This window comes from Streptomyces sp. 147326 (assembly GCF_045000215.1).
Classification (GTDB): Bacteria; Actinomycetota; Actinomycetes; order Streptomycetales; family Streptomycetaceae; genus Streptomyces.
On record NZ_CP134201.1, the window covers coordinates 2346167 to 2356095 of the forward strand.

At 70.0% G+C, this 9929-nt stretch carries 5 protein-coding genes; 3 read left to right on the forward strand and 2 right to left on the reverse strand.

The genetic code is table 11. The annotated features are described in order from the left end of the window. Positions 1-18 precede the first annotated feature (18 nt). From RIU97_RS10280 to RIU97_RS10290, 3 genes are read left to right on the forward strand one after another with little or no spacing between them, the layout of a single operon-like run. A complete protein-coding gene (locus tag RIU97_RS10280) occupies positions 19-1863 on the forward strand; it encodes a DUF4357 domain-containing protein (RefSeq protein WP_404955435.1) in 1845 nt (614 codons plus the stop codon). Beyond that, the gene (locus RIU97_RS10285) at positions 1860-3074 is read left to right on the forward strand and encodes an McrC family protein (RefSeq protein WP_404955437.1); all 1215 of its coding nucleotides are present in this window, start codon (positions 1860-1862) and stop codon (positions 3072-3074) included. Before RIU97_RS10280 ends, RIU97_RS10285 begins: the two co-directional genes overlap by 4 nt. A 40-nt stretch (positions 3075-3114) precedes the next feature. Continuing rightward, positions 3115-5256: a UvrD-helicase domain-containing protein gene (locus tag RIU97_RS10290; RefSeq protein WP_404955439.1), complete on the forward strand. Its 2142-nt coding sequence runs from the start codon at positions 3115-3117 to the stop codon at positions 5254-5256. A 35-nt stretch (positions 5257-5291) separates the two neighbouring features. On the opposite strand, the gene RIU97_RS10295 is transcribed toward RIU97_RS10290, so the two are convergent. Both RIU97_RS10295 and RIU97_RS10300 read right to left on the reverse strand, forming a co-directional pair. Continuing rightward, entirely contained in the window at positions 5292-6956 is a 1665-nt protein-coding gene (locus RIU97_RS10295) for an N-6 DNA methylase (protein WP_404955441.1), read from the reverse strand. Between the two features lie 93 nt (positions 6957-7049). Further along, positions 7050-9896, reverse strand: coding sequence for a pPIWI_RE module domain-containing protein (locus tag RIU97_RS10300; RefSeq protein ID WP_404955443.1), 2847 nt, complete (start codon positions 9894-9896; stop codon positions 7050-7052). Between the last annotated feature and the right edge of the window lie 33 nt (positions 9897-9929).

Sequence of the window (9929 nt, forward strand, 5' to 3'; positions counted from 1 at the left end):
GAGGAGAGGAAGGCCCCGATGGCAACGGACCCATACCCGGAGTTCCGCCTGCGGCTGCCGAACGGCGGGCCGGAGGCGCGCGGGCGGCAGACCGACGAGATGGGGACGAACGGCAGCCGCCGGTTCGTCGTGGGTCCGGGTCAGCCCGTCCGGGCCGACGTCGTGCCGTCCTTCCCCAAGCGGGTGCCCTCCGCGCACCGGCTCCGGGAGCAGCTCATCTCCGAGGGGCGCATCAAGAAGACGGCGACCTGGCCCGACTGCCTGGAGACGGCCGACACCATCACGTTCAACTCCTCCTCCGAAGCGGCCGCCGTCCTCACCGGTAGCAGCACCAACGGATGGACGGGCTGGAAGACCGAGGACGGCCGCCCGCTCGGCGACTTCATGCCGGATGCGTCCTGGGGCCCCAACCGCGCCTGGCTCGTCCGCGGCTCGAACGTCACCGGGCTCGACCTCGTCCAGCGCATGTGGCTGCCCGAGGGGCGGGTAACTCTGGCCGCCTCCCGGCTGCGCCAGGGAGTGGAGACGGGCATCAGCAAGGAGCAGGTCCGCACCCTCGTCCAGGAGGACTACGAGTCCACGGCGACCTACAGCCAGAAGCAGGACCTCGTGGAGGAGCTTCACGCGTTCCTGTCCCGGATGAAGCCGGGCGACACCGTGTGCACCATCTCCGGCGGTCGCCTGTACGTCGGGGAGATCACCGGGGAAGTCGAGCAGACCGAGTCCGAGGACCACCGGTCCAACCTGCGCCGACCGGTGACGTGGCAGGACGAGGGGTACGCCTACGACGAGCTGCCCGAGGAGCTGCAGCAGAAGCTGTCCATCCAGCACGACGTCGTGGAGCTGACCAGCGTCCAGGCCGTCATCGACGGCCTCGGCCTCACCGACGAGGAGCTGGCCGACGAGGCCGAGGCGATAGAGCGGGATCCGAGCGTGGAGATCCCGGCGCTCGCCGCGCGGCGGGAGCTGGAGCTGCCGGAGCCGACGGACGAGCTGGCCGCCGAGCTGCTGGTCCACAAGACGGACTGGCTGCGCGAGGTCCGGGACCTGCTGTGGGACGATCGTCAGCTCGTCCTGTACGGGCCGCCCGGCACCGGCAAGACCTATCTGGCGCTGAAGCTGGCCGAGTACCTCGGCGGCGGGCCGGAACAGGTGAAGCTGGTCCAGTTCCACCCCTCCTACGCCTATGAGGACTTCTTCGAGGGGTTCCGGCCGCAGGAGGACCCCGAGACCCGGGAGGTCGCCTTCCGGCTCACCGCGGGCCCGCTGCGCGAGCTGGCCGACCTGGCGTCCCGGGAGGGCAACCGGCACCTGCCGCACTTCCTGATCATCGACGAGATCAACCGGGCGAACCTGGCCAAGGTCTTCGGCGAGCTGTACTTCCTCCTGGAGTACCGGAACAAGTCCGTCCGGCTTACGTACTCCGGCGACGACTTCGCGCTGCCCCCGAACCTGTTCGTGATCGGCACCATGAACACCGCGGACCGCTCGATCGCTCTCGTGGACGCGGCCATGCGGCGCCGGTTCGCGTTCGTGGAGCTGTCCCCGCGCACCGAGCCCACCAGCGGGCTGCTGCGGCGCTGGCTCGAATCCCAGAAGAAGGACTCCGAGCCGGCCGAGCTGCTGAACGCGCTCAACGCCCGTATCGACGACCCGGACTTCCGCATCGGACCGTCGTACCTGATGAAGAAGGGCGTGTACCGGGACGGCGGGCTGGAGCGCACCTGGCGGACAAAGATCCTTCCGCTGCTGGAGGAGCACCACTACGGCGAGGGCATCGACATCGAGAAGCGGTACGGGCTCGCCGCGCTGCGGCGGTCGCTCCCCCAGCCGCCGGAACCCGATCCGGTGTCGCCCGCGTGACCCCGGTCATCGAGCTCGTCGAGCACGCCCCGGCCACCGGCCACGCCCTGCCGGACGCGGTCGGCCGGGCACTGGCCGCCGCCCGCATCGTGGACGCCTCCCCCGACCCGTACACGCCGGGTCGCTGGCTGCTGCGGGCCGGCAGCAAGGTCGGCGCGGTGTCCGTCGACGTACCGGGCGACGGGAGCGGGCCCGTCACCGTCCGTGTCACGCCCAAGGTGCCCATCGCGCGGCTGCTCTTCCTGCTCGGCTACAGCCTCGACCCGAAGGGCGCCTGGCGGGACGGTCAGGTCGACGTGGTTGAGCATCGCGAGGTGCTGCCGGCGCTCGCGCACGCCGTGGAGCGGCAGATCGACCGGGCCCTGCGCCAGGGGCTGCTCCAGGGGTACCGGGCGACCGAGGAGAGCGCGCTGGTGGTCCGTGGGCGGATCCGCGAGGCGGATCAGATACGGCGCCGCTTCGGGGCCGCTCTGCCGGTCGAGGTGGCGTACGACGAATTCACCACCGACATCGCCGAGAACCGCATGCTGCGGGCGGCCGTCGAGCGGCTGCTGCGCCTGCCGGGCGTGCCACGCGAGGTACGCCGACGCCTCCTGCACCAGCGCGCCCGGCTCGCCGACACCACCCCGCTGGTTCCCGGACAGCCGCTGCCAGCCTGGCAGCCGTCGCGACTGAACACCCGCTACCAGCCCGCCCTGCACCTCGCGCGCGCCGTGCTCGACGGGTCCTCACCCGACCACGCGCCCGGCGGTCTGCGCATCGACGGTTTCCTGTTCGACATGAACCGGCTCTTCGAGGACTTCGTGACGGTCGCCCTGCGCGAGGCGCTGCGCGGCTCGGATCTCACCGGCGCCCTCCAGGACCCGCACCACCTCGACGAGGAGGATGCGATCCGTATGAAGCCGGACTTCGTGGTGTACGGGCCGGACGGCACCCCGCGCGCGGTCGCCGACGCCAAGTACAAGGCCGAGAAACGGGACGGCTATCCGGACGCCGACCTTTACCAGATGCTCGCCTACTGCACCGCGCTCGGACTGCCCGAGGGGCATCTGATCTACGCGAAGGGCAATGCGCCGCACGCCGCCCACCGGGTCCGGCACGCGGGCATCGTCCTCCACCAGCACGCCCTGGACCTGGACCGAGAACCGGCCGCGTTGCTGGCCGATATTGCCGCCCTTTCCCAGCATATGGCCGCTGACCTGCCCGTATGATCGGCGGCGGAGTGTCCGTCCAGGGTGGGGAGTTCACGTCGTGCCACAGCTTGCGTTCGCCAACAGCTTCTGGGAGAGCTACGACGTCCTGGAGAAGCCGATCAAAGCCGGCGTGCGCAAGGCGATGGAGAAATTCCAGAAGCTGACCGTAGCCGAGCTGTACGCCGACAAGGGACTGCACCTGGAGTCCGTCGACAAGGCACGCGACCCCCGGATGCGGACGATCCGCGTCAACGATTTCTGGCGCGGTGTGGTCCTCTCCCCCGACGACGGCACTGACGTCTTCCTGCTGGTCAATGTGGTGCCGCACGACGACGCGTACACCTGGGCGGCCAAACGCCTGTACACGACCAACAAGGCCACGCGAGGCCTGGAGGTCCGCAACGTCGTCGCGATCGAGCAGCTGACCCCGGCCCTGGAGAAGGCTGCCGCAAAGGCCCCGACCCTGCTGTTCGGGCAGTATTCCGACACCGTGCTCCGCGATCTCGGCATCGACGAACAGGTGCTGCGGGCGGTACGCACGGTCATCAACAAGCCCCAGCTGGAAGCCTTCGGGACACTCCTGCCGGAGGACCAGTTCGAGGCGTTGCAATACCTCGCGGAAGGTTTCAGTCCCGAGGAGGTCTACCGGGACGTCGTCACGGTACGCCGCCCGTCCGACGCCGGGCCCGACCCGGACCAGAGCCTGGCGGTGGCCATCGCCAACACCACGAGCCGGATCACGCTCGTGAGCAGCGCGGACGAGCTGACCGAGATCCTGAACAAGCCGTTCGCCGCGTGGCGGGTGTTCCTGCACCCCTCGCAGCGCCGGGTCGCCTACCGGGTGTCGTACGGCGGTCCGGTCCAGGTCACCGGCGGGCCGGGTACTGGCAAGACCGTCGTGGCCCTGCACCGCGTCAAGCACCTGCTGTCCCGCTCGCCCGAGACCCGGGTCCTGCTCACCACGTACACGAACGCCCTGGCGCAGGCCCTGCGTGAGAACCTCGCTCTACTGCTCGACGGCGACGATGAACAGCTGGCCCGGGTCGACGTGACCACGGTGAACGCCTTCGCCCACCGGACCGTCGCCGACGGCGGCACGCGGATGCCGTCCCCCGTCAACGACCGGGAGGAGCGGCAGGTCTGGCAGCGCGTGCTGAAGAAGCTGCAACTGCCCTGGTCCGAGCAATTCCTGGCGCAGGAGTACCGGCACGTCATCCTGGCCCAGGACATCCGCGATCTCGACACCTACCGCACGGCTCTGCGGCGGGGCCGCGGCAACGCCTTGTCCGCCGCCCGGCGGGAACAGCTGTGGCCGGCCGTCGAACTCTTCGAGGCGATGCTGAGCGGACAGGGCTCCACCACCCACCTCCAGGTATGCGCGCGGGCCGCCCGACTGCTCGCGCAGGCCCCGCCCCCGTACAACCACGTCGTGATCGACGAGGCGCAGGATCTCCATCCGGCCCAGTGGCGGGTGCTGCGCGGCGCGGTCGCGCCGGGCAGCGACGACCTGTTCATCACCGGTGACCCGCACCAGCGGATCTACGACTCGAGGGTGTCGCTCAGCTCGCTGGGGATCTCGGTGACCGGCCGCACCACCCGGCTGCGCATCAACTACCGCAGCACGGAGGAGATCCTGGCCTGGTCTACGGGCATCCTGGCCCCGGTGGCCGTCGAAGACCTCGGTGGAGCGGGCTCGGACAGCCTGGCCGGCTACCGCTCCGTCCTCCACGGGCGCCGACCGAGCGTGGGAGGGCACGGTTCCGAGCCGGCAGAGGTCGCGGCGCTGGTGGACCGGGTGCGGGAGTGGATCGCGCAGGGTGTGAGGCCGTCCGAGATCGGCATCTGCGCCCGCTTCAACCTGCTCCTCGACAAGGTGTACGAGCGGCTGGCAGCGGACGGGATTCCGGTGGCCCGGGTACGGGACAACCCGGGCCCGAAGGTGGAGGGGGTGCGCCTGGCCACCATGCACGCGATGAAGGGGCTGGAGTTCCGCTGCGTGGCGGTGATCGGGGTGACCGCCGGCGCCCTGCCGTTCGGCCGAGAGGTCACCCCGGCTTCGATCGATGCCCTTCAGCACGAATCGGACCTGCTGCGAGAGCGCTGCCTGCTGTTCGTCGCATGCACCCGGGCCAGGGAGGCGCTCTACGTCTCCTGGTCCGGGCCGGCGAGCGAGTTCGTTCCGCAGGCAGCCGATCGCTGACCCCGACTACGGCAACGGGGCGAGCACTCTCCCGGCTAGGCGTCCGTGTCGGGGGACGGCATGAGTGCCCCGTTGCCCAGCCCGTCGCGGGCCAGCTCCACTGCCTGACGGCCGAGGTCCGCGGCCTCCCGGACACGTTCCTCAAACTCCTGGACCGCGTTGAACGCCCGCCCATAGCGGCGCTGCGCCTCGATCTCCATCTTCGGGACCCGGCCGCTTCGGGCGTCGAAGCGATAGGTGCCGCTGGCGCTGGTCGAGCGCCGGGTGTTCGCCGTGCTGTGCAGGAAGCCCCGAAGGTAGTCGGTGTCCAGCTGGTCGCTGACCGACGCCGGCTCGGTATCTCCGTACTCGACGAGACCAGCTCGGGCGAGTTCGGCGACGCTCACCGTCGAGGTATCCAGGGTTCCGGGGCCGGTCCCCTCGGCAAGGGTCGGAAGGAGTGCAGCGAGCTGGGCGAGCTGGTGCTCCAGCCGGGCCCGCAGGGATTCGTACTCGGCACGGTAGTCGCGGTGCGAGGCCAGGATGTGCCGGCCGGGGGTGAGGTCGACGGCGTCGTCCAGCAGGTCGACCAAGGGGGCCTCCACCACTTGGTGTGGAGCCGGATCCAGCGGCCCCTCCGGCTGGTTGGCGGTCAGATCGATCAGCCGCACAGCGGTCGCCGCGTCACCGGCGTTCAGGGGGCGGGTGAGCTGCCAGACATGGACGGGGAGCGCATGCGAGGCCGCGACTCCGCCGGGCAGGGCGACGACTTGCGTGAGTACCCCGCGCCGCACGAGCTCGGCCCGGATCCGGCGGCCTGCCTTGCGGTACGCGACCGACGCGGGCATGACCATGAGGACCCGGCCGCCTGGAGCGGTATGGGCGTATGCGTGTTGCAGCCAGGCCAGTTCACCCTCGGCCTTGGGCGGCGTGCCGAATTCCCATCGCGAGTCGAGCAGCAGGGCCTCCCGGCCCCAGTCGGTGACACCGACGGGCGGGTCGCACACCACCAGATCGGCACGCACCTGAGGCCACCGATCGCCGCAGAGCGAATCACCTTCGGTGACGGAGACATCCGCCTGCCCGCCCAGGTCGGCCCGGAGCTGGGCCAGGCGCGCACTGTTCGGCTCCCGCTCCTGCCCGAAACGTTTCAGCCCGCGCTCTGGTCCGACGGTGAGCAGCAGCGTGCCGATGCCACAGGCCGGGTCCAGCACGGTGGCGTCATCGGGCAGGGTCCCGGCCAGATGACACAGGGCGCGGAGGATCCGCTCGGAGGTGACATGGTCGGAGCCGGAGCGGCCGACGGAGTCGGTGATCCGGGTAGCCAGCCCTTCGACGACCGAGGCGGCGGAACCGGAACGGACAAGCTCTTCGGACAGCCGTACGGCGTCAGCGGGAAGATCCGGAGTGGGTTCCGCCTGCGCCAGCCGACGGGCGACGTCTGCGACGCCGGCGACCATGTCCTCCCCGTATGCGGCCCGCACCGCCTGCCAGAGCCTGACCTCGTCCGAGACGTCCTGTCCCTTGTGCTGCCTGTCCAGCCATACCTGCACCTCGGTGAAGGCGAAGAGCGGACTGTTCACACCGCCACCTCTGGGAGCGGGGAAGTCTTCATAGCGACGACGCCAATTAGAGACAGCCGCCCGCGTCACACCTGCGAGGCGGGCGATCTCGGACCCGGACACCAGCTGTTCCGGCGAAGCACCCTCCATATCAGCCATAACGCCAGCGTACACGACCACCTTGTTGAGTGACTTTCACAACACGTTGACACCGTACACACGTCGCGTCATTTGAGACTGATGACGAGGCCGCTACTCCTGGTCGGAGTCGTCCAGGGCGAAGTCGAAGGCCAGCTGCTCGACGGACCTCTGGCTGTCAGCAGCCTGCTCCTCCTTGGAATCGGTGTCGACCGTGTCGTCCTCTTCGTGCGGGAGGGCGTACTCGTCGGCGAGCCGCGCGAGGTGCAGGACCAGTGGCAGTCCGAGCACGTCGCGGTAGTCGTCGTCACAGATGCGCTGCTGGTGGACGAACGCCGCCCATGCCTCCGCGTCGTCCCCCGCCTGAAGGCAGGCGACCGTCAGTTCCAGGAGCTCCGGATTCCACGCATTGGCCTTCGGCCGGAAGGCGTTCTTGCCCGAGGCGTTGGTGTGGGCGGTGAGCTTCGCGTCCTCGTTGGTGAGTTTGGTCTGTGTACTGGCCTTGCCGGCCGTGCTGTAGAAGACACGGCCGGAGTCGTCGGGTAGACGAGACACCCACAGGCCGCCGGCGAAACCGGCCCGCTGCAGGCCCTTGTGCTTCGCGTCGAGCTCCTCCGCCTCCGCCCACCATTGAGGGGTCTCGTCACGCCCGCTGTCGGCCACCCGCACGACCCGGAGCTGCTTGCCGTAGAGGCCGATCCGCTGGACGGGCCCGCCGTCCAGACCGAGCCGGTCCTGCTGCAGTCCGTCGTTGCGCAGCCACGGCCAGCGCTTGCGCACGTCCTGCGCGTGTACGAACACCAGCGTCGGGGCGCTGCGCAGGCCGGCCACGGTCTTCTTGACGAAGGCGGCCACGTGCGCGGACTGCTGCGCCGCCGAATTGAGATCCGTGTCCCTGACCCGTCCGGTGAGGGACTTCAGCAGCTCCGGGTACGGCACCCACTCGTGCATGTCGGCGGTCTTGCCCAGCACACACTTCGTTCCGGGCCGGATGAGGACGGCGATGGGGGTGAACTGCGGCCTTCCGGTCGGACCGTCGCGGCGCTGCTCGACAAGGTGAAAGGCGAGCTGGTTGAGTCCGGGCGGAATCAGCTCGTCACCGAGGGTGTGCTGCGGGATGAAGCGCGTACCAGTCTGCCGGACGCCGTCCGCCCAGGCCGCCTCGGCGCGGATCACGGCCTCCTCGGCCGCCTTCTGCGGCTCCAGGTCCTGGTCCAAGGGGCGGAGGAACTGTGTGACCAGACCGGCCTCGGCGCAGCCGAGGCGGATGGCGTACTTGGGGTCGGCTCGCCGCTTGGCGTTGCGGAAGCTCTCCTCCCCCTCGAGTTCCACGAAGGCGACCTGCGCGCCGGTCACCGGCAGGCGGCCCGGCGCCAGTGCCGCCACGATCTTGCGGCGACGCTCGTCGATCGCCTGCTCGTGTTCCTTTCCCCGGCGGGGCACCCGCTCTCCGCCGAGCGGTGCGCCCAGGTCACCGAGCGGCAGCGCGCAGAGCTTGACCGAGAGCTCCGGTGTGTCCCACCGCCAGATCTCGCCCGTCCCTTCCTGCCGATGGCCGTCCAGGCCGAGGCTCGCTTCCGCAGCCGCGAGCACCCGGTCCCGTTGGTCGTCGGTCTGGTAGAGGACCAGACCGACGAGCGCGGCGCCGTCGAGGGCCTCGGCGAGGCGGACCCTGCGCTTGACCGCATTGTCTGCGCCACGCTGTTCCCGCTTACCGAGTGCGGCGGCCAGGTCCCCGGGCTTCTTCTCCACCTTAGGGATGGACGGCAGAGGCTGGAGCTGACGCTTCGGCGGGCCGGCGTACTGGCTGCGTCCGAGCAGCGGCACCGGTACGAGCTCCGGGGCGAGCGCCTGCTCGGCCCACTCCGTGAGCCGCCGCCGCTCGCTCGGCATCAGACCGGTGCCGACGGGGTGTGCCCCCATCGCCGCCTGGTGGCCGACGGCCAGAGTCAGCCCGTCCCTCCCACCGATCCAGTGGTCGGCCTCCTTGACCAGTCGGTCCACGGACGGCAGGGCGTCGAGCGCGGTGACGTAGCCGAGCATGCCCTGCGCTCCGCCCTGGCTCCAGTCCGTGGTGCCGTTGCGCCAGCGGATGGCCGCCACGGAGAAGGCCGGCGAGGACGGGCCGTCCGGGACGAGCGAGGTGTCGGGCAGCAGATAGACGGAGACGCCCTTTTGGTACGGCATCCACACCTTTCCGGTGACGAAGCGGCGGATGCCCGTGGCCAGGTGCACTCGGGGGACCGACGAGAAGGGTGAGGTGCGCACCGTGATCCTGATACTGGCCGCATAGTAGGAGGGCGCCTTGCCCGACTCGATCTTCCGTGGCGGCCAGGACATCAGCTCCGCACCACCGCTGCCGAGGCCCCGGGCGCCCGGGAGCTGGGCCACCCGTCGGAACATCAGGCGTTGGCCGTTGTGCTCGTAGGGTTCCTGCCGCTCGATCCGGCCGGCCAGGACCTCCGGCAGCAGCCGGTACACGTGGTTCGCGGGCAGGGCGGTCTTCCCCGGAGACAGCTCCTGTTCGAGCAGGTCCACCATGCCGAGCTGCCAGTGCGGGAGCGCCGGACTCAGGTCCCGGAAAGTGTCCATCAGCTGGGCACCGGTCGCGGGGTCGTCCGGGTTCTTGCCGAGGTTCCTGAGCCACGCGGCGATGTAGGTGTTCATGACTGACATCGGGTACTCCTGGTCGCAGTACAGCCAAGGGCGCTGCGAGCCGAAGGTCGCCGTCCCGTCGACGGTGACGATGTCGGGCGCGGTCGCACGCATCAGCTGGTTGACCGCCTGCGTGGGCACGGTGCGGCGCCAGGCGGCTTCGCGCTCCGTCAGGCCCGCACGGCGCAGCTCCAGAAGCGGCTGCTCCCATTCGGCTGGCAGCACGAGCGTGTGCATCGGGACCGCGAAGGAGCCGCGCGACGGGTCGGCCGTGTAGGCCGCAGTCCGGATGTGCTGGTATTCCACGGAGTGGTTCTCCCTGTACGAGGGCGGGTGGGG

Coding starts and splice junctions, on each gene's coding strand:
- RIU97_RS10280 (WP_404955435.1), top strand. CDS start 19: ATGGCAACGGACCCATACCCGGAGTTCCGCCTGCGGCTGCCGAACGGC.
- RIU97_RS10295 (WP_404955441.1), bottom strand. CDS start 6,956: ATGGCTGATATGGAGGGTGCTTCGCCGGAACAGCTGGTGTCCGGGTCC.